Source organism: Aliiroseovarius crassostreae (assembly GCF_025137635.1).
Taxonomy (GTDB): domain Bacteria; phylum Pseudomonadota; class Alphaproteobacteria; order Rhodobacterales; family Rhodobacteraceae; genus Aliiroseovarius; species Aliiroseovarius crassostreae.
The window spans coordinates 2,598,251-2,616,026 of record NZ_CP080772.1 but is presented as its reverse complement, the minus strand read 5'-3'; the positions used below and the strand labels follow the sequence as shown (position 1 = coordinate 2,616,026).

The window sequence follows — 17,776 nt, the reverse complement described above, 5'->3', positions numbered from 1 at the left end:
TGGGGACCTTCGTCATGATTCCATATATCCGTAATTTGCCGATGCTGATCGGCCTTGTGCTGCTGCTTGTTCCACAGGCGCTGGCGGCCCAGTCGAATACTGGATCGGCACTGGTCTTCGCCACCGTGGAACGCGCACCTTTTGCCTATCGGGACGGGGATCAGATTGCCGGGTTTTCGGTTGAGCTGATGCGAGATATCGGAAGAGAGATCGGGCGGCCCGTGGAGTTCAAACTGGCCCCGCGATTTGCCGATATGCTTGGGTTGGTTGAGCTTGGGCAGGTGGATGGCGCGGTTGCCAATATCTCGATCACGGCGGCCCGTGAGGAGGTTATGGACTTTTCCCAACCCATCTTCGAAGCGGGGCTCCAGATCATGTTGCCACCCGAAGATGGCGATGGCAGCAGCCTGTTTGCCGCATTGTTCAACCGCGATATCGCATTGGCCATCCTGGCGGCCGCGGCGCTTTTGTATGGCGGGGGCATGATGATGTGGCTGTTTGAACGCCGCCGTCAGCCCTATTTTGACCGGCCGCTGAAAGATGCAATGTTCACCTCTTTCTGGTGGGCCCTGAACCTGGTTGTAAACGGGGGGTTCGAAGAACGGGTGCCGCAGTCGCGCGGTGGGCGCGTCTTTGGTGTCCTTCTGGTGATCTCGTCCCTGTTCATCGTGTCGATTTTTGTCGCCCGGATCACCGCGGCCATGACCGTGGCGGCGATTTCCGGCAATATCGACAGCCTGGCGGACCTTGACGGCAAGCGTATTGGCACCACGGCAGGCTCAACGGCTGCACTGTTTCTGGACCAGCGCGAGATTGCCCATGGTGATTTCGATGATCTGAACGTGTTGCTGAAGGCGTTTGAAGCGCAGGAACTTGACGCGGTTGTCTTCGATGGGCCGCTTCTGGCGTGGTATCTTACCGAAAATGGCAGCCAGTCGGGCCGTCTTCTGCCGCGGGTGTTCAAACGTGAAAACTATGGCATCGCCCTGCCATCGGGCAGCGCCCTGACCGAACCGATCAATCGGGCGCTGCTGTCTTTGCGTGAAAGTGGGCGATATGATCAGCTCCGGCGCAAATATTTTGGTCCGTCAAGCTGACAGGAGTGAGGGCGCTGGGCAGGAGGGGCGCTGCCCAGCGCCTCTTCGAGGCTCACCCCGAGGTATTTGAAGCAAGAAAAAGGGGGCGGGTTAAAGCGTTTCGGGATGAACTTGACACACATGTTTCTTCCGAAACGCCCATGACATTGATATCTCTTGCGGCGCTTCGACTTTTCCCTGCCTCAGGTGAACGTCGAAACACTTTAGGGCGCTTTGCCCGGCTTGAGAAAGGCACGGAGGGCGAGCCAGGCCAGAAGGGTCAGCAAAGCCACAAAAAGCCCCACCAGCGCCGCCGCCCAGGGGGTGCTGAGGCCAAACAGGTAAATCAGTAAGATAAGCGGTTCAAAACAGATCAGCCCAAAACCGGCCACGCAGCCCAGGTCCAGAATGGCAAGGGCGCGCCGCGCATGTGGCCCGGCACGCCCCGTGTTTTCCGCGATGGTCGCAAAGATCATCGGTCCGTCCGGATCCTTCAGTCGCGCAACAGGTCGTTGATCGAGGTTTTCGAACGGGTTTTTGCGTCGACGCGTTTCACGATCACGGCGCAGTAGAGGTTCACACCGTTTTTCGAGGGCATCGAGCCTGCAACCACAACAGAGCCGGCGGGCACTTCGCCATACATCACTTCGCCGGTTTCACGATCGACGATCTTGGTCGATTGGCCGATGAACACGCCCATGCCCAGAACGGACCCTTCGCGCACGATGCAGCCTTCGACCACTTCGGAGCGCGCCCCGATGAAGCAGTTGTCTTCGATGATTGTCGGGCCCGCCTGCATCGGTTCCAGCACGCCGCCAATGCCGACGCCACCCGAGAGGTGCACGTTCTTGCCGATCTGTGCGCAGGATCCAACGGTCACCCAGGTGTCAACCATGGTGCCTTCGTCCACATAGGCGCCGAGGTTCACAAAGCTGGGCATCAGCACCGCGCCCGGTGCCACATAGGCTGACTTGCGCACAACGCAGTTCGGCACGGCGCGGAAGCCTGCTTCTTTCCATTCATGGTCGCCCCAGCCCTTGAATTTGCTGTCGACCTTGTCCCACCAGCCGCCGCCCTGCGGGCCGCCATCCTGGAATTCCATGTCCTTGATGCGGAACCCCAGCAGCACGGCCTTTTTGGCCCATTGGTTCACATGCCAGTTGCCATCATCCTGACGTTCCGCCACGCGCAGTTTGCCGCTGTCCAGCGCGGCCAGCGTGGCCTCAATCGCTTCGCGGGTTTCACCGCCGGTGGATGAGGTGATGGTGTCGCGGGCGTCCCACGCGGCTTCGATGGCTTGTTCCAGTTGGGCGTTCGACATGGGTCTCTCCGTTCACGTTCCTGTGGGCTGGCCGGGGCAGGTGCCGCCAGTTTCCCTTGCGTATAAAGGCGTGGGCGCGGGCGCTCAATTGCCAAAACGACTGTTTTGCCTATGGATTGCGGCGAATTGCAGCGGAAATGTCAGGAAAACGGGTCAGGTGCCGGGTTGGCCCCACAAATCAACACGGCAATGCGCTCTTGCGGGGCGGGTGTGTAGGCGCCGGACAGAAGGGCGGCAAGCGCCGTGGCCCCTGCCGGTTCCACATGTTGCCGCACCCCTTGCCACAGAAGTTTTTGCGCATCGGAAATGGCCTTGTCCGTGACCAGAACGCTTTGGTGCAGGTGGCGGGTGGCAAGGTCAAAACACAGGCTGCCGATCCGCTTCGCCCCCAATGCATTGGCAGCAATGCCGGAGACATCCACATCCACCGGCTTGCCCGCCACGAGGGCCGCGTTCAGGGCGCAGGATGTTTCCGGCTCGACCGCGACAATCTTGCGGCCCCCTTGTGTCCACGCCAGGGACCCGCCGATCAGCCCACCGCCGCCCACCGCTATCAGCACAGTATCGGCCGCCAGCCCCTGCTCTTCCCATTCCCGAAGCACAGTGCCCTGACCGGTCACCGTGCCGTTGCCGTCATAGGCGTGGACCTGCATCGCGCCGGTTTCGGCCTCATAGGCCAGGGCAGCCTCCAGCGCGTCCGCATAGGCGCCTTGCACCACCCGAAGATCCGCCCCCGCACGGCGGATCAGGTCGATCTTGGCCGGTCCCGCCATCTGGGGCACAAACACTGCTGCGTTATGGCCAAGCTGGCTGGCGGCATAGGCCACCGCCGCCCCGTGATTGCCCCCGGAGGCCGCCACGATCCCGGCTTTTGGCACCGTGCCGGACAGAAGAGAATTGAACGCCCCGCGCGCCTTGAACGTGCCGGTATGCTGCATCTGCTCGAACTTCATCTCGATCGGGTCATCCCAGCCGGGCAGGGTCAGCGTCGCCACCGGGGTGCGCCGCACATGGGGGGCGATCCGCGTATGGGCGGCGGTGATCTCGTCTTTCCAGTTCATGGGTTATCCTATCTAACGCGGCGCAGATGGCGGGTGAGGATATCGCAGGCCGCCACGCTATCCCGTTTCTTCATCGCCTGCAGAATCGCCGCGTGGTCCATATCCGCGCGCTGGGACCAGCGGTGACGCCAATGGGCAAACAGGTGGCGGGCGCTGGCGATGTGCAGATCGTCGATGGCCGATAACAGCCGCGGCATGGCGCAGGGGGTCAGGATTGCCCGGTGAAAGGCGCGGTTCTTCTCTTCCCAACTGGCCATGTCTTCTGCCGCATCACAGGCGATCCGCGCCGTATCAATCTCTTTCAGATCTGCCGCCAGCAGGCGCGGGATGGCGTGGGACAGGGCAAGGGTTTCCAGCGCCACCCGCATCTCGATCACTTCGCGCACCTCGCCGGGATCCAGTGCTGTCACCCGCATCCCCCGACGCGGCTGACTGATCGCCAGCCCATGCGCCTCCAGCCGCAAAAGGGCCTCACGCACGGGCACATGGCTGGTGTCAAACGCCTTGGCGATATGGTCCTGGCGCAGCTTCTCTCCGGCTTCAAGCTGGCCCGAGATGATCTGCTGGCTCAGCGCCAGGTAAATCGTGTCGGCAATGGTGGCGGTCATATCGGGCCCGTTCCTTTAATGGCAAGATAATAGATAAAATCACCGGTGCGGCCCGGCAAGGAAAATTCCCCGCCAATGCGCGTCTGTTTGCACCGAAAGGTGACGCGCTGTGACTGGTCACCTGCCAAGGCGCGCGTTAAAATCGGATCATAAGACCAGTACCCTCTGTCGAACAGGATATTTCATGGAAGATCAAAGCTCTGCCCCCCGGCACCCGTTGCGTCGTTCGCGTCAGGACCGCGAGGCATCCCATCATACACCGGATACGCCACAGACGCGTGCGCCCGCCTATCGTCTGGCCTATGACGATCAGGATTTCATGTGCCGCGAAGAGCTGCGCCCGGTGCGGTTGCAGCTGGAACTGCTGAAGCCCGAAATGATGATGACGGAATATGGTGTGGACAGCACCGTGGTTCTGTTTGGTGGCGCGCGTATCCCCGAACCCGCCCGCAAAGACAGCGCCCGCACCCAGACCCTGGCGGATCTGTCTGCCTTTTATGACGAAGCGCGCAGCTTTGCCCGGCTGATGACCGAGCGTTCGATCGCCTCTGGTGGGCGCGAACATGTGGTGGTCACGGGGGGTGGTCCCGGCGTGATGGAAGCGGGCAACCGCGGCGCCGAAGATGCAGGTGGCGTGTCGATCGGGCTGAATATCGTGCTGCCGCATGAACAGGCCCCCAATGAATATGTGACCCCCGACCTCTGCTTCAACTTTCACTATTTCGCCATCCGCAAGATGCATTTCCTGATGCGGGCTGAGGTGATTGCCGTTTTCCCGGGCGGGTTCGGCACGCTGGATGAGCTGTTTGAAACGCTCACTCTGGTGCAGACCGGCCGGATGAACCGGGTGCCGATCCTTCTGTTCGGCAGCGCGTTCTGGAAGAAAATCGTCAACTGGGATGCCCTGTCCGATGCGGGCACGATCAGCCCCGAAGACCTTGACCTGTTCCGTTTTGTCGACAGCGCAGAAGAGGCGATTGCCGCAATTGATTGCTGGGATTGTGCCGATACCCCGCGCGATGTGATCCCGGGTCGGTAAAGGCTTTCGGTTTCCCTAAAGCGTTTCGGGATACATCTGAAACACATGTTATTCCGAGACGCTTTATCACTGGTGGAACCGTAACTTTTCCCAGGCGACACCCTGCCACAGGCTCCTTGAAACAGCAAAACCCCCGGCATTCCGGGGGTTTCCGCTTTCGGGCAGGCTCTTTTGAGCAGCCGGGTGTTTTAGATCACCCGAACAGGTCTCGCGGCACCGGGCAGACCTTCTGAAGGGTGGGAAGGGCATGTACGAAATGCTCGCCTTCGTCGCAGCGAATGCAATAGCCGTAATTACGCAGCCTTGCGCGGAAATCGGCAAAGCTTGCCACCTGCGCCCGCTCCTGTTTCAGAAAGCGGATCAATGTCTGCATGTCCTTGAATTGTCGATGGGTCAGATCCACAGCCGCCTCCCGTGACCATATTAACCTTAACAACAGGGAACGCGCGGGAGATGGCGCAATTCGTTCGCAATTGTGGCAATTGTAAGGAATTCAGAACCAAACGGGGTGATATGGTGTAATTGGCGCCAATCGGGATACAGGCGGCGAACGCCTGACCTCAAACGCCCCGCCCCCAAATGCTCTGTTCTCAAATAGCTGGCCCAAGGCCTCTGCCCCGGCGCGCGCTCTTTTTCTTGCCAGAAATACCTCGGGAGCGCGAGGGCAGCGCCCTCGCATCTGACCCGCATTCGCCACAGAACCGGTCGAAATGCTTCAGGATATCCCCGCTTCTTTTTCGATCTGCTTGCGCGACTTGCGCGCGCGCTCCGTGGCTGATTTCAGCTGCCCGCAGGCGGCCATGATATCATCGCCGCGTGTCTTGCGAATGGGGCTTGCATAGCCAGCCTGATAGATGATGTTGGCAAAGGCCCGGATCCGGTTGTTCGAGGACCGTTTATAGGGGCTGCCCGGCCATTCGTTGAACGGAATCAGGTTGATCTTGGCGGGGATATTGTGGCGCTTGATATGGTCGATCAGGCGATGTGCGTCCTCGTCACTGTCATTCACCCCTGCCAGCATCACGTATTCAAAGGTGATCCGTTCCGAGTTCGAGGCCTTGGGATAGGCCGCCAGCGCCCCCAGAAGCTCTTCAATATTCCAGCGCTTGTTGATCGGCACCAGAACATCGCGGGTTTCATCGGTGGTGGCGTGGAAGGAAATCGCCAAAAGACAGCCGATCTCTTGTGCGGTGCGGGCGATTTCCGGCACGATCCCCGAGGTCGACAGCGTGATGCGGCGGCGCGACAGCTGGATCCCCTCCGGGTCCATGGCGATCTTCATCGCGTCGCGCACGTTTTCAAAGTTATACAAAGGCTCGCCCATGCCCATCAGCACGATATTGGACAGAAGACGGGTTTCGTCCTTGGGGGCGCCGGGCACTGGCCACTCTTCCAGATCATCGCGCGCCATCATCACCTGGCCGATAATCTCAGCCGCGGTCAGGTTGCGCACCAGTTTCTGGGTGCCGGTATGGCAGAAGGAGCAGGTCAGCGTGCAGCCGACCTGGCTGGAAATGCACAGCGTGCCGCGCCCTTCCTCGGGGATATAAACCACCTCAACCTCATGACCGCCGGCAATGCGCACCAGATATTTGCGGGTGCCATCCTCTGAGACGAGTTTCGACACCACCTCCGGGATTTCGATCACGAAATGCTCCGCCAGCTGGGCGCGGAACGCTTTGGCCAGATTGGTCATCTCGGCAAAATCGCGTTTGCCCCATTGATAGATCCATTGCCAGATCTGGTTCACCCGCATCTTGGCCTGCTTTTCCGGCGTGCCCATCTCGATCAGCGCCGCCCGCATCACGTCGCGGGTCATGCCCACGAGGTTTGGCTTGACCTCGGGCACCAGAATACGCGGCGCGACTTTCACGTCCTGAGTGATCGGGGCCGCGGCCCCGGCTGAGGCCTGGGTGCCCGTGGTTTGGGTATCCGTGGCCTGGGTATCAGTGGTCTGGTCTTTGCGATCCATCGCGCGTCATCCTGTAACAAGGCGGTTCGGAAAAATCCTGAGACACATGTTGATCCCGAACCACCCGCATCATTGATATCTCTTGTCGCGTTTCGGTCATTGTCCCGATCAGCTTAATACTGTGTCAGGCCAAAACTGAAATGCTTTAGAAGGCAGCAGTCTATAGCCTAGCATGAAAGGCTTGTCACCCCATGCACAACACAGGGTCAGAGAAATGAAAAGCCCCGTCCGGTCGGGCGGGGCTTTGGAAAACAGGGGGCTGACAACCGGGATCAGTTGCCGCAGCGTTTAGCAGCCTCATCCACCGCCGCCGTGAACCCCAACAGCGAAAACGTGTCTTCGGTCCGGGTGCCGCGACCGGAATAGGCCGTGACAACCGCCTTGGCTCCGCGTTTCATGGCGGCGACGATCTGCGCTTCCTCGCTGGGATTGGCCCAGGCTGTCTCGCGGTTCTGCGGGCTTCCTTCGGAATAAAGCTGATAGCTTTTCGAATCGATGGTCAGCGTGATCGCCTTATTGCGGTCAAACGGGTAACCGCCCGCAAAGGAAACCTGCCCCTTCACCTTCGAGCCGGGATGATAGCTGACAAACAGGCGGATATCACCGCGCTTTGCCGCCACAGCCCGCCCGTCACGGGTGTTGACCACTTTGGTGGGCGCGGACACGCTCCAGCAACCGGTGGGATTGTCTTCGACAAATACGCTCCAGTCGGTGTTGGCGGCAACCCGGTTGGTGCTTTCCTGCGCCACGGCGCCCGTTGCGGTGAAAGTGGTGAGCACGGCGCCAGCCACAAAGGCGCTCCGCGCTGCTGCGATCATTCGTTTCATATCCTTACAGCCTCCAAGCTGTCTCTGCCTCGCGCCCCTGCAACGTCCCGGCCGTCTTTGGCGGCGTTCCATTCCATGCCATCACATTCAGGCGCATCTATCCCTACGCCGCGCAGTCTAACGTGAAAAATGACTGTTGTGAAAGCCCCGGAGCGGTAATATGCGGCGGAAAATCGCGCGCGCCCGCCATCCCCGGACGGGCAAAGGATCAGAAAAGGAAAGACACATGCCCGCAATCACTCAAGATCCCGCCCGCCTTGTCGAGATATGGCGCGGGCCGTTCATGGAATCGCAACATCTGGGACATGCAGTGATCTGTAATACCGCAGGTGACGTGGTGGAGAGCTGGGGGAATGCCGATGAGGTGATCTTGCCGCGCTCCTCGGCCAAGATGCTTCAGGCCCTGCCTCTGGTGGAAAGCGGGGCTGCGGATGCGGCGGGGCTCAGCCCATCCCATCTGGCACTGGCCTGTGCCAGTCATGAAGGGGCGGCAATCCACACCGATCCGGTGGCCAAATGGCTGGCTGAAATGGGGCTCGGGGCCGGGGACCTCTGCTGTGGTCCGCAATTCCCCCGCGACAAGGCTGCAAAGAAAGACCTGATCTGCTCAGGGGATGCTGCCTGTAAAATCCACAATAACTGCTCTGGCAAACATGCGGGTTTCCTGACGCTTGCCCACCACATGGGGGCGGACCTCAAGGATTACGTGGCCCATGATCACCCGGTGCAGCAGGCTGCCAAACTGGCGTTTGAAGAGCTAACGGGCATGGACAGCCCCGGCTTTGGCATCGACGGCTGTTCGGCGCCCAACCATGCGACCACGCTGACCGGCATGGCCCGCGCCATGGCCGCGTTTGCCGGCGCGGTTGAGGGGCGTTCCGCGCGGGACACGGCCATGGTGCGTCTGCGTGAGGCAATGATGGCGCATCCGGATCTGGTTGCCGGAGAAGGGCGGGCCTGCACCGAATTGATGCGCGCCATGCCGGGGCAGGTTGCCGTGAAAACCGGGGCAGAAGCCTTTTTCATCGCCATCCTGCCGGGGCAGGGGCTCGGCGTTGCCCTCAAGATCAATGATGGCGCGACCCGTGCATCCGAATGCGCCATCGCCGCAATCCTTGCCCGTCTTGGCGTGGCTGATCCGGCTGACCCGCTGGTGAAAAAGCGCCTGAACCCGCGGGTGCTGAACTTTGCCGGGCAGGACACAGGTGAGATCCGGCCGGCGGCAGAGCTTTGGGCGGGGTAAGCCCCCCCTTCGGCTTGGGCGCTGCTGCGGCTTCGGAGGGTCACTTCGTGAAACATGTCTGATTTGCGCCGCTTCGCGTCGCGATGAGGGGCGCTGCCCCTCGCCCCCGCTCGCTGAGCGTTGGCTCACCCCGGGATATTTTGGGCAAGAGGAAAAGGCGGACCCATCGTCTTTTTTCTTGTTGGAAATATCCTGGGGTGAATTGGCGCAGCCAAGAGGGGCAAAGCCCCTGCCGAGCGATGCGAGGTTTGCGTTAAGTTCGGCGTGTGCACTGTCACATCCATTCGCTGATCAGTTTGATGGCCATTGCCGAGGCTGCGATCACCAGCACCGGTTTGATCAGCTTTGCGCCGATCCGGCTGGCCAGCTGAGAGCCGAGCCAGGCGCCGGCCATTTGCGCCGCTCCCATCGCCAGTCCGAGCAGCCAGAGCGGCTGCAGCACCAGCAGGAACCCAACCAGCCCGCCGACATTCGACGCAAAATTCAGCAATTTCGTATGGGCGGTGGCGCGCAGGATGCCATAGCCGGCGAGGCCCACGAAACCCAGCATGAAAAACGCCCCGGTGCCGGGGCCGAGCAGCCCGTCATAGAAGCCGATCAGGGGCACGAAGCTGATTGAAAACAGAAGCGGAGAGAGGCGTTCGTGTTTGTCCACATCGTCAAGCCCGGGCTTCAGCGCAAAAAACAGCGCCACGCCGATCAGCAGGACCGGCAGCCCCATGCGGATCACATCGGTGGGCAGCGAGGAGGCCATCAGCGCACCAAGAACAGCGCCAGCAAAGGATAACAGGGCCGGGCGGATCTGGCGGCGCAGGGTCACGTGGCCTGCGCGCGCATAGGTCACCGCAGCCATTCCGGCCCCGAACAGCCCCTGAACCTTGTTGGTCGCCAGTGCTGTCACTGGTGGCACCCCCGCCAAAAGCAATGCAGGCACGGTGATCAGCCCCCCGCCCCCTGCAATTGCGTCGACGAAACCTGCAACGAAGGCGGCCCCAAGCAGGAGGGCAAACAGCTCGGCTGACATCTCGATCATTTTCGTGTCCTGTCTCTTGCCACAACGGGGAACTCATGTCAGGTTCTGCCCGTTCTCAGGGCGGGGTGCAATTCCCCACCGGCGGTTAAAGCCCGCGAGCGGCCCGATTCGGGTGACAGCAGATCCGGTGAAATTCCGGGGCCGACGGTGATAGTCCGGATGGAAGAGAGCGGGTAAGGGCGCGCCGGATCAGGCGTGCAGAGGGGCCTCGTGTGCCCTCCTTTCTTCGTTTGCGCCTTGGGTGACGTGTCTGATGAAGAAAGGAAACGCCATGACACACACCCGTTACGCATTCATCAAGGCCGCATGGCATGCGGATATTGTCGATCAGGCCTTGCTGGGATTTCAGGAAAAGATCCGTCCGGATCAGGTGGATGTTTTCACCGTGCCGGGCGCGTTCGAGATGCCCTTGCTGGCCAAAAAACTCGCTGCATCAGGCCGGTATGGCGCCATTGCCGCCGCCGCCCTGGTGGTGGATGGGGGCATCTACCGCCATGATTTTGTCGCAGCCTCTGTGGTGGACGGGCTGATGCAGGCGGGGTTGGAGACCGGGGTGCCGGTTCTGTCAGTCTCGCTCACCCCGCATCATTTCCAGCCAACGGATCATCATATCGAGATCTACAAGGCGCATTTTGTGACCAAGGGGCGCGAGGCCGCAGAGGCAGCGCTTCAGATCACCGCGCTTCATGCAGAATTGTCGTGAAATAAGGGGGGCGGGGGTTATGCCCCCGCAAACTCCTCTCGCGAATAGCCTTGAATGTAAAGCAGCGCGGTCAGGTCGCCGTGGTTGATGCGGATGTCACATTCGGCGGCGACGGACGGTTTCGCGTGCAGCGCCACGCCCGCGCCCGCCAGCCCCAACATCCCCAGATCATTGGCGCCATCCCCCACTGCCATCACATCGGCATGCTCCAGCCCAAGACGGGTGGAGATTTCCTTCAGCGCCTGCACCTTGGCTTCGCGGCCCAGAATGGGCAGGCCCACGGTGCCGGTCAGCGCGCCGTTTTCCACATGCAGCGTGTTGGCGCGGTTTTCGTCAAATCCCAGCGCGTCCGCCACATGGCCGGTAAACGCCGTGAACCCGCCGGACACCAGCGCCGCATAAGCGCCCTGTGCTTTCATGGTCGCCAGCAGGGCTTTGCCCCCCGGCATGAAAGTGATCCGCTTTTCAATCACTTCGGTGATCACGCGTTCGGGCAGCCCTTTGAGCAGACCAACCCGTTCGGTCAGCGCCCCGTCGAAATCAAGCTCGCCATTCATCGCCCGCGCGGTGATGTCCTTGACCCGCTCACCTACACCCGCCTCATCTGCCAGTTCGTCGATGCATTCCTGCTGGATCATGGTGCTGTCCATATCCGCCAGCAGCATCTTCTTTTTCCGTCCCTGTGCGGGCAGCACAATCAGGTCCACACCCAGTTTTTGCAAATCCGCCCAGACGTCCCAGCGATTGCCGGGCATCTTGGCCAGCGTGAACTCGGCCGCCTCATCCGGGGCGAGCCAGCGGACATCGCCGCCGCCCCATGCGTTGCGCAGATTATCCACCAGCGCGGCGTCGAGGGTGCGGTTGGTCGGGGCGGTGAGGAGCGTGGCAATATACATGGAACGGCCTTTGATCAGCGGTGTCGGATGGCCACAGACATGCGGCGAATCTTAGTCCGACGACAAGAGGAAATTCGGCAAAAAGGCCTGCGGTTTTCCAGAAACTCCTGTTTCGTGCTGCTCCGAAAGTTTCCGATAGTGGTCATTTTGCGCCGGAATTCGACCGATCAAAATTCAAAACCGACATTTTTTCGCTTGTGCAGCATTCGAAAGCGCCTTACCTCATGTCGTGGGACACCCTTCCCCAACGAAGGGCATTTATCTGGAAGGATAGCATCTATGGCTACTGAGCAACCGGCAAACCGCCCGGACACCAAACCTGTCGCCGTTCCGGCGAACCCGCGGTTTTCTTCTGGCCCCTGCGCCAAACCCCCCACATGGAATTTGGATGCTCTGTCGGACGCCGCCCTGGGCCGTTCGCACCGCGCCGCCATCGGCAAGGACAAGCTGAAAGCCGCGATCGAAGGCACCCGTGAGGTGCTGGGCATTCCCGCAGATTACAAGATCGGCATCGTGCCGGCGTCGGACACTGGTGCTGTGGAAATGGCGCTGTGGTCTTTGCTGGGCGCACGTGGGGTCGAGATGCTGGCCTGGGAAAGCTTTGGCTCGGGCTGGGTCACCGATGTGACCAAGCAGCTGAAGCTGGATGCTGTGACCAAAGTGGCCGACTATGGCCAACTGCCGGATCTGGCCTCGGTCGATTTTGCCAATGATGTTGTCTTTACCTGGAACGGCACCACCTCGGGTGTGCGGGTTCCGAACGGTGACTGGATCCCGGCGGACCGCGAAGGGCTGACCATCTGTGATGCCACTTCGGCGGCCTTTGCTATGGACCTGCCCTGGGACAAGCTGGATGTGACCACGTTTAGCTGGCAGAAAGTGCTGGGCGGCGAAGCGGCCCACGGTGTGATCATCCTGTCGCCCCGCGCGGTCGAGCGTCTTGAGACATATACCCCGGCCTGGCCGCTGCCGAAAATCTTCCGCCTGACCAAAGGTGGCAAGCTGATCGAGGGTATCTTTACTGGTGCTACGATCAACACGCCGTCGATGCTGGCCGTGGAAGATTACCTGTTTGCGCTCAACTGGGCGCGGTCTGTGGGGGGGCTGAAAGGTCTGATCGCCCGTGCGGATGCCAACACTGCCGAAGTGACGAAATTTGTCGACGCCACCGACTGGATCGAGTTTCTGGCCGATGATCCGGCGACCCGGTCGAACACCTCGGTCTGCGTGAAGTTCAACGACGCGCGCATCACCGATGGGGCAACTTTCGCCAAGGCCGTTGCCAAACGTCTGGAAGCCGAAGGTGTGGCGCTGGATGTGGGCGCCTATCGTGACGCACCGGCCGGTCTGCGGATCTGGTGTGGTGGCACGGTTGAGACCTCCGACGTGGCGGCGCTGATGCCGTGGCTCGACTGGGCGTTCAACGCGGAAATCGCAGCCCTCTGATCCGGCACGGATCCTTCTCAAAGATGACCCGCAGGACCCTCGAAAAACTTTAAACTTTCGCCTTTGAGGCTGCAAAAAGTTTAAAGTTCTGGGTCCCGGCCCCTTACAAACTTTAAAGAATAGGAGCCCAGCACATGGCCCCCAAAGTTCTCGTATCCGACAAGCTGTCGGAAACCGCCGTCCAGATTTTCCGTGACCGTGGCATTGATGTGGATTTCATGCCCGAGCTTGGCAAGGACAAGGAAAAGCTGGCTGAAGTCATCGGTCAATATGATGGTCTGGCGATCCGCTCGGCCACCAAGGTGACCCCGACCATTCTGGAAGCTGCCACCAATCTGAAAGTGGTGGGCCGCGCCGGGATCGGTACGGATAATGTTGATAAAACAGCAGCTTCCAAGAAGGGCGTGATCGTGATGAACACGCCGTTCGGCAACATGATCACCACCGCTGAACACGCGATTGCGATGATGTTCGCGGTTGCGCGCCAGATCCCTGAGGCCTCTGCCTCGACCCATGCGGGCAAATGGGAAAAGTCGAAATTCATGGGGGTCGAGCTGACCAACAAGACGCTGGGCGTGATCGGTGCTGGCAATATCGGTGGCATTGTCTGCGACCGCGCGCTGGGTCTGAAGATGAAAGTCATCGCTTACGATCCCTTCCTGTCGGAAGAGAAAGCCGCGCAGATGGGTGTTGAAAAAGTTGAGCTGGAAGAGCTGCTACCGCGCGCGGATTTCATCACTCTGCACGTGCCGCTTCTGGACGCGACCCGCAACATCCTGTCGCGTGAAGCCCTTGAAAAGACAAAGAAAGGTGTGCGGATTATCAACTGTGCCCGCGGTGGTCTGGTGGATGAAGCGGCGCTGGCGGATCTGCTGAAATCGGGTCATGTGGCAGGCGCGGCCTTTGACGTGTTCGCCGAAGAACCCGCCAAGGAGAACCCGCTCTTCAACCTGCCTAACGTGGTCTGCACCCCGCATCTTGGCGCTGCCACCACCGAAGCACAGGAAAACGTGGCGCTGCAAGTGGCCGAACAGATGTCGGATTACCTGCTGACGGGTGCCGTGCAAAACGCGCTGAACATGCCGTCGGTGACGGCCGAAGAAGCCAAGGTCATGGGCCCGTGGATCAAGCTGGCCGAACATCTGGGCGCGTTTGTGGGGCAGATGACCGACGAGCCGATCAAGGCAGTGAACATCCTTTATGATGGTGTCGCCTCCGAGATGAACCTGAAGGCGCTGGACTGCGCGGTGATCGCAGGCCTGATGAAACCGCAAACCCCTGATGTGAATATGGTTTCTGCTCCCGTCGTGGCGGCGGACCGGGGGATCAAAACCTCGACCACCACCCAGGCCAAGGGCGGTGCATTTGATGGTTACATCAAGGTGACCGTGGTGACAGACAAGCGCGAACGTTCGATTGCGGGCACCGTGTTCTCGGATGGCAAGCCGCGTTTCATCCAGATCAAGGGCATCAATATCGACGCCGAGATCGGCAACCACATGCTCTACACCACCAATGACGATGTGCCTGGCATCATCGGGACGCTCGGGAAAACCATGGGCGAAAACGGCGTGAACATCGCGAACTTTACTCTGGGTCGGAAAGACGCGGGGGGGGATGCTATCGCCCTTTTGTATGTGGACGCGCCGGTGCCTGCCGAAGTGCGGGCGGCCTTGAAAGATACCGGGTTGTTCAACTCGATCACACCGCTGTCGTTTGACATTTAAGGTGTTGAAATAGAAAGAAAGCCCCGGATATTCTCCGGGGCTTTTTTGGTGCTTACTCCGTATCCAGCACACCTGATTTGAACAGGGCCCCGGCCGCAGCGGCGCCCAGAACCGGGGCAAGGATGAACAGCCACAGCTGGCTGAGGGCATGTCCGCCCGCAAACAATGCCGGACCAAATGACCGCGCCGGGTTCACCGACACGCCGGTCACGTTGATCCCCACCAGATGGATCACCACAAGGGTCAGGCCGATGGCGATACCTGCAACGGCGCCGGGGGCGCCTGATCCGGTGGCGCCAAGGATCACCACGACAAACAGGAAGGTGGCGACCAGTTCGAACACAAAGGCGGATACCATGTTATATTCGCCCAGATAACCGGCACCCCAGCCGTTCTGACCCAGCCCGGATGTGCCCACGTCAAACCCGCCACCTTTACCGCTGGCGATGACAAACAGGATCGCAGCCCCCGCCACGGCCCCGGCCAACTGCGCAAGGATATAGGTCAGCGCCTTGGAGCTGGGCAGGCGTCCAGCGATCACCGCCCCGATGGTCACGGCGGGGTTGATGTGACAGCCTGAGACATTACCAATTCCATAGGCCATGCCGATCAGGGCCAGACCAAAGGCAAAGCTGATGCCGGTCAGCCCGATATCTCCGCCCGCAATCACGGCGGCGCCGCAGCCGAACAATACCAAACTCATGGTGCCAATAAATTCTGCAACTGCTTGTTTCATATGGGGACTCCCTGTTACTAGAAACGCATTGGTGCCCATTTTGCGCAGCTCGCCCCGTCTGGTCGCGGGGAATTTGGAGGCGCAGACCACCCCTACAGGAGCTGCCCATGACACGCGTTTATGCCATTGGTGATGTTCACGGCCATCTGGATAAGCTGATCGCGGCCCATGCGTTGATTGCAGAAGATCGCGCGCGTTGCGGGGACGCCGACGCCCCTGTTGTTCATGTGGGGGATCTGGTGGATCGTGGCCCGGACAGTAAGGGCGTGATCCAATACCTGATCGACGGGCAGGCGCGGGGCGAGAGCTGGGTGGTGCTGAAGGGCAATCACGACCGGATGGCGGCCATGTTCCTGCGCGACTATCCGATGGTTGATCACATGCTGCTGTATGACCACAACTGGCTTCACCCTCGGATCGGTGGGGTAGAGACGCTGGCCAGTTACGGGGTTGAGGTGCCCGAGGGCATCCGCACCTATCAGTTGCACCCACAGGCTCTGGCCGCCGTGCCCCAAGCGCATCGCCGGTTTCTGGATACGCTGCCCTGCCTGCATCGCATAGGCGATTTGTGTTTTGTTCATGCGGGCATCCGCCCCGGCGTCGCGCTGGAGGATCAGGTGGAAGATGACCTGACCTGGATCCGGCAGGAGTTCCACAATTCAGATGCCGATCACGGTCCGCTGATCGTGCATGGCCACACGCCGGTTGACGTGGTCACGCACTATGGCAACCGCCTGAATATCGACACCGGCGCCGGACACGGCAAAGACATCGGCGTTGTCGTGATCGAGGGGCGCGAGGCGTGGGTGTTGACGGGTGAGGGGCGCCAGTCCGTCAAAGGCTGTTCCTACTCCGCCGCATAGGCCGCCCGCGCTTCCACCACCATTTCATGTCGTTCGGCTGCCCAGATCAGCAGGGGTTTGAGATGTGCACACAGCTCCTGCCCCAATTCTGTCAGCGCATAGGTGACAGAAACGGGCGGGCCTGCATCCACCGTCCGGGTTAAATAGCCATCGCGTTCCATCTTGCGCAGGTTTTCGGTGAGCACCCGTTGCGTGATGTCCCCGACAGACCGTTTCAACGCGCCAAATCGCAGATCGCCATCGTCCAGAGCAAATAGGATCAGCATCTGCCATTTGCCCGTGACCTGCGACAGAACCTGCCGGATCGGACAGTTCGCGGCCTCTTCTTTTGTCAGTGCGGTTACTTTGACCATACCTGGTTCCTAAATAGTGCGTAATTGATACCTAGTGCAAAAATAATACTTAATACGGCACAGAACAACAGTTGATTCGAAAGGATAGCGAAATGACCCCGACTGAAACCGTTCTTGCCGCCGTGACTGCCCTGTTTGTGGACTTCGACCCCGAGGCGGCGGGCAAGCTTTTGAAAGAGGATTACATCCAGCACAATCCGGCCGTGCCGACCGGTGCTGCGCCCATCCTGGGCTTTCTGCCCGCGCTCAAGGAAAGTGGTCTGACCGCAGAACCGCATCGCGTGATTGCCGAAGGGGATCTGGTGGTGCTGCACTCAACACTGCACAATGCCCAGGTTTTTGGGGGCGAAACGCTGGTGGCCTTTGATGTGTTCCGGGTTGAGGATGGTAAAGTTGCCGAACATTGGGACAACCTGCAAGCCGCCGTGCCCGCCGATCAAACCGCATCGGGCAATTCAATGACCGACGGGGCGACCGAGATCACGGATCGAGAGAAAACGGCCGCGAACAAGGCGCTGGTTGAAGCATTTGTAGCAGACGTTCTGCACGGGGCCGCTCCGGAAAAGATCACCGACTACATTTCGACCGAGACATATATCCAGCACAACCCGCTGGTGGGGAACGGGCTGGATGGTCTCGGGGCAGCCCTTGCGGCCCTTGCAGAGGCGGGTCAGGCCATGGCCTATACCGATACCCATATGGTGGTGGCCGAGGGTAATTTTGTCTTTGCGGCGTCCGAAGGCACGCTGGGGGATCAGCACACCGCTTTCTTTGATCTGTTCCGGGTGGAAGGCGGCAAGATCGTCGAACATTGGGACACGATGTCAGAGATCCCGACCGAAATGGCCCATGGGAACGGCAAGTTCTGATTT

The 17,776-nt window shown here is 60.3% G+C and carries 19 protein-coding genes and 1 riboswitch; of the genes, 8 read left to right on the top strand and 11 right to left on the bottom strand.

The window, feature by feature from the left end:
- The first annotated feature begins 14 nt into the window (after positions 1-14).
- The gene (locus K3J57_RS12555) at positions 15-1,097 is read left to right on the top strand and encodes a transporter substrate-binding domain-containing protein (protein ID WP_259796153.1); all 1,083 of its coding nucleotides are present in this window, start codon (positions 15-17) and stop codon (positions 1,095-1,097) included.
- Positions 1,098-1,300: 203 nt separating this feature from the next.
- Here K3J57_RS12555 and K3J57_RS12550 read toward each other — a convergent pair whose 3' ends face one another.
- From K3J57_RS12550 to K3J57_RS12535, 4 genes are all read right to left on the bottom strand, one after another.
- On the bottom strand, positions 1,301-1,552 hold the full coding sequence (locus K3J57_RS12550) for a hypothetical protein (RefSeq protein ID WP_259773284.1): 252 nt from the start codon (positions 1,550-1,552) through the stop codon (positions 1,301-1,303).
- Positions 1,553-1,569: 17 nt separating this feature from the next.
- Positions 1,570-2,397 carry a 2,3,4,5-tetrahydropyridine-2,6-dicarboxylate N-succinyltransferase gene (dapD, locus tag K3J57_RS12545; protein WP_259796152.1) on the bottom strand — a complete coding sequence of 276 codons (828 nt, stop codon included), beginning with the start codon at positions 2,395-2,397 and terminating at the stop codon, positions 1,570-1,572.
- 140 nt (positions 2,398-2,537) lie between these two features.
- Positions 2,538-3,458 carry a threonine/serine dehydratase gene (locus tag K3J57_RS12540; RefSeq protein ID WP_259796149.1) on the bottom strand — a complete coding sequence of 307 codons (921 nt, stop codon included), beginning with the start codon at positions 3,456-3,458 and terminating at the stop codon, positions 2,538-2,540.
- Positions 3,459-3,466: 8 nt separating this feature from the next.
- Positions 3,467-4,066, bottom strand: a complete 600-nt coding sequence (locus K3J57_RS12535) for a GntR family transcriptional regulator (RefSeq protein WP_259792171.1) — start codon at positions 4,064-4,066, stop codon at positions 3,467-3,469.
- Positions 4,067-4,250: 184 nt separating this feature from the next.
- Between K3J57_RS12535 and K3J57_RS12530 the strand changes: the two genes are divergently transcribed.
- A complete protein-coding gene (locus K3J57_RS12530) occupies positions 4,251-5,105 on the top strand; it encodes an LOG family protein (RefSeq protein ID WP_173486756.1) in 855 nt (284 codons plus the stop codon).
- A 193-nt stretch (positions 5,106-5,298) separates the two neighbouring features.
- On the opposite strand, the gene K3J57_RS12525 is transcribed toward K3J57_RS12530, so the two are convergent.
- The 3 genes from K3J57_RS12525 to K3J57_RS12515 all read right to left on the bottom strand — a co-directional run bounded on the left by K3J57_RS12525 (position 5,299) and on the right by K3J57_RS12515 (position 7,895).
- Entirely contained in the window at positions 5,299-5,508 is a 210-nt protein-coding gene (locus K3J57_RS12525) for a hypothetical protein (protein WP_259796147.1), read from the bottom strand.
- Positions 5,509-5,820: 312 nt separating this feature from the next.
- The gene (gene rlmN / locus K3J57_RS12520) at positions 5,821-7,077 is read right to left on the bottom strand and encodes a dual-specificity RNA methyltransferase RlmN (RefSeq protein WP_259792170.1); all 1,257 of its coding nucleotides are present in this window, start codon (positions 7,075-7,077) and stop codon (positions 5,821-5,823) included.
- Positions 7,078-7,349: 272 nt separating this feature from the next.
- Complete coding sequence (locus K3J57_RS12515; RefSeq protein WP_259787065.1) at positions 7,350-7,895, bottom strand: invasion associated locus B family protein; 546 nt, start codon at positions 7,893-7,895, stop codon at positions 7,350-7,352.
- A 235-nt stretch (positions 7,896-8,130) separates the two neighbouring features.
- Between K3J57_RS12515 and K3J57_RS12510 the strand changes: the two genes are divergently transcribed.
- Positions 8,131-9,147 carry an asparaginase gene (locus K3J57_RS12510; protein ID WP_259792167.1) on the top strand — a complete coding sequence of 339 codons (1,017 nt, stop codon included), beginning with the start codon at positions 8,131-8,133 and terminating at the stop codon, positions 9,145-9,147.
- Positions 9,148-9,421: 274 nt separating this feature from the next.
- On the opposite strand, the gene K3J57_RS12505 is transcribed toward K3J57_RS12510, so the two are convergent.
- Positions 9,422-10,180 (bottom strand): TSUP family transporter, encoded by a 759-nt coding sequence (locus K3J57_RS12505; protein ID WP_259784977.1) that lies wholly within the window; start codon positions 10,178-10,180, stop codon positions 9,422-9,424.
- A 47-nt stretch (positions 10,181-10,227) separates the two neighbouring features.
- A riboswitch (FMN riboswitch) is annotated at positions 10,228-10,355 on the top strand.
- 96 nt (positions 10,356-10,451) lie between these two features.
- Here K3J57_RS12505 and K3J57_RS12500 point away from each other — a divergent pair.
- On the top strand, positions 10,452-10,883 hold the full coding sequence (locus K3J57_RS12500; RefSeq protein WP_259796144.1) for a 6,7-dimethyl-8-ribityllumazine synthase: 432 nt from the start codon (positions 10,452-10,454) through the stop codon (positions 10,881-10,883).
- Between the two features lie 17 nt (positions 10,884-10,900).
- Here K3J57_RS12500 and serB read toward each other — a convergent pair whose 3' ends face one another.
- Entirely contained in the window at positions 10,901-11,779 is an 879-nt protein-coding gene (gene serB / locus K3J57_RS12495) for a phosphoserine phosphatase SerB (RefSeq protein WP_259796143.1), read from the bottom strand.
- Positions 11,780-12,058: 279 nt separating this feature from the next.
- On the opposite strand from serB, the gene K3J57_RS12490 reads away from it, so the two are divergent.
- The gene (locus tag K3J57_RS12490) at positions 12,059-13,225 is read left to right on the top strand and encodes a phosphoserine transaminase (protein ID WP_259796142.1); all 1,167 of its coding nucleotides are present in this window, start codon (positions 12,059-12,061) and stop codon (positions 13,223-13,225) included.
- Positions 13,226-13,359: 134 nt separating this feature from the next.
- Entirely contained in the window at positions 13,360-14,952 is a 1,593-nt protein-coding gene (gene serA / locus K3J57_RS12485) for a phosphoglycerate dehydrogenase (RefSeq protein ID WP_259784959.1), read from the top strand.
- A gap of 52 nt (positions 14,953-15,004) precedes the next feature.
- Here the strand turns inward: serA and K3J57_RS12480 are convergent, their stop codons facing one another.
- Complete coding sequence (locus tag K3J57_RS12480; RefSeq protein WP_259784958.1) at positions 15,005-15,688, bottom strand: aquaporin; 684 nt, start codon at positions 15,686-15,688, stop codon at positions 15,005-15,007.
- 107 nt (positions 15,689-15,795) lie between these two features.
- Here K3J57_RS12480 and K3J57_RS12475 point away from each other — a divergent pair, with 107 nt between their 5' ends.
- Positions 15,796-16,551, top strand: a complete 756-nt coding sequence (locus K3J57_RS12475; RefSeq protein WP_259796138.1) for a metallophosphoesterase — start codon at positions 15,796-15,798, stop codon at positions 16,549-16,551.
- Here the strand turns inward: K3J57_RS12475 and K3J57_RS12470 are convergent.
- A complete protein-coding gene (locus K3J57_RS12470) occupies positions 16,536-16,904 on the bottom strand; it encodes a winged helix-turn-helix transcriptional regulator (protein WP_173486747.1) in 369 nt (122 codons plus the stop codon). The genes K3J57_RS12475 and K3J57_RS12470 overlap by 16 nt on opposite strands.
- Before the next feature lie 92 nt (positions 16,905-16,996).
- Between K3J57_RS12470 and K3J57_RS12465 the strand changes: the two genes are divergently transcribed.
- Positions 16,997-17,773 (top strand): nuclear transport factor 2 family protein, encoded by a 777-nt coding sequence (locus tag K3J57_RS12465; protein ID WP_259792159.1) that lies wholly within the window; start codon positions 16,997-16,999, stop codon positions 17,771-17,773.
- Positions 17,774-17,776 lie beyond the last annotated feature (3 nt).